The sequence below is a fragment of the Halorubrum tibetense genome (assembly GCF_042661865.1).
Taxonomy (GTDB): Archaea; Halobacteriota; Halobacteria; order Halobacteriales; family Haloferacaceae; genus Halorubrum; species Halorubrum tibetense.
This window is the reverse complement of record NZ_JBHSWW010000451.1, coordinates 1-1287: the sequence shown is the minus strand read 5'-3', so window position 1 is coordinate 1287 and position 1287 is coordinate 1. Positions and strand designations below refer to the sequence as shown.

At 70.5% G+C, this 1287-nt stretch carries 1 protein-coding gene and 2 pseudogenes; all 3 read right to left on the bottom strand.

Features of this window, described 5'->3' with window-relative positions; genetic code table 11:
* Positions 1 to 570 (bottom strand): annotated as a pseudogene (locus ACFQEU_RS16070) (hypothetical protein); the annotation flags it as partial.
* Positions 571 to 572: 2 nt separating this feature from the next.
* Positions 573 to 950 (bottom strand): 6-pyruvoyl trahydropterin synthase family protein, encoded by a 378-nt coding sequence (locus ACFQEU_RS16065; protein WP_379783799.1) that lies wholly within the window; start codon positions 948 to 950, stop codon positions 573 to 575.
* 64 nt (positions 951 to 1014) lie between these two features.
* A pseudogene (locus ACFQEU_RS16060) lies at positions 1015 to 1287 on the bottom strand (hypothetical protein); the annotation flags it as partial.

Genomic DNA, 1287 nt, shown 5'->3' with positions numbered 1-1287 from the left:
CCGAGCCCGAGACGGCGCGATCCGGTCGACCCGGTCACGGGTGAACCCGCTCGTCGCGATGGTCGCGTCGACCGAGCGGACGAACCGTCGCTCGAACGGGCGGATGACGGACGCGTACCGCTCCGTCGGGTCGTCCGAACGGAGGTGGTGGACCAGCCCGACGACCGCGTCCGGCCCCGAAAGCCGGCGGTTGTGCCGCCAGACGGACGGGTGACAGAGCCCGTCCTCGACGAGGACATCGACGTCACGGTCCAGCCGCTCGCGGATCCGGGGGTCGACCGCGTCGACGAGCCCCCGACCGTACCGCCGCCACGGGAGGGAGACGACCTCGACCGTGTCGCCGCGCGCCCGAAGTCGAGAGACCACCTCGCGGTCGTATCGGAACCCGCCGGAGGTGGCGTCGAGGTCGCCGTAGACGACGAGGGCCATCTCCAGCGGGCGGCCGTCGGCGACCGGTCGGTCGTCGTCGCGGTCCGTATCCCCGGTGCGGCCCGGTTCGTCGACGGTCTCGTCGGCGAAGCCTGCACCGTCGGAGGTCGGCGTCCCGTTCGCCGATGGTGTTGGGGACACGATCAGATCGGTCGCTCGTGGACGACTTCAGCTACATCGTCCTCCCGGACGCGAACGGCGAGCTCGGTCGCCGTCTCGGGGTCGAGGCGGTCGAGAAGCCGGTCCCCGACGTGTTCCGCGAGCCGCTCCGCGCTGGGGTTCAGGCCCTCGAACGCGGGCATGTCGTTGAGGGTTCGGTCCCGGATCCCGTCCACGACGGTTTCGAGCGCGTCGATGACGGCGTCGATATCGACGAGGTAGCCGTACTCGTTCAGCGTCGAGCCGCGGAACGACACCTCCACGTCGAACCGGTGTGAGTGAAGGGTCCCTTCCGGGCCCGGGTCCGGCACGGTGAGGTAGTGCTGTGCGATACAGGCCCGCGAGACGGACACCGTGTACATGCCCAACCGTTGGGCCACACACGCTTAGTTCCGTTCCCAGCGGCATCCGTCATCGGTCCGGCAGCTACTCGTCGAACTCCGCGTCGTACCGCTCGCGGAACCCCTCGTAGGCGGCCTCCTGGACGTCGACACAGACGTACCGCGCGTCGTCGCCGAACACGCGTTTCGCGGCGAGCGCGGCCGGTGCGGTGCCCGCACACGGTACGAGCACCAGTTCGCCCGCGTCGACCAGTCCGTCGATCCACGCCTCGTAGGGGGCGATCGGTTTCGCCCGACCGCCGCGTCCGTACGTCTCCTCGGGCCAGCTCGCGACCTGCCGCGCGGAGACGTCGGTCCG

Excerpts from the sequence above, each read along its gene's own strand:
- ACFQEU_RS16065 (WP_379783799.1), bottom strand. The coding sequence starts at position 950 with ATGTACACGGTGTCCGTCTCGCGGGCCTGTATCGCACAGCACTACCTC.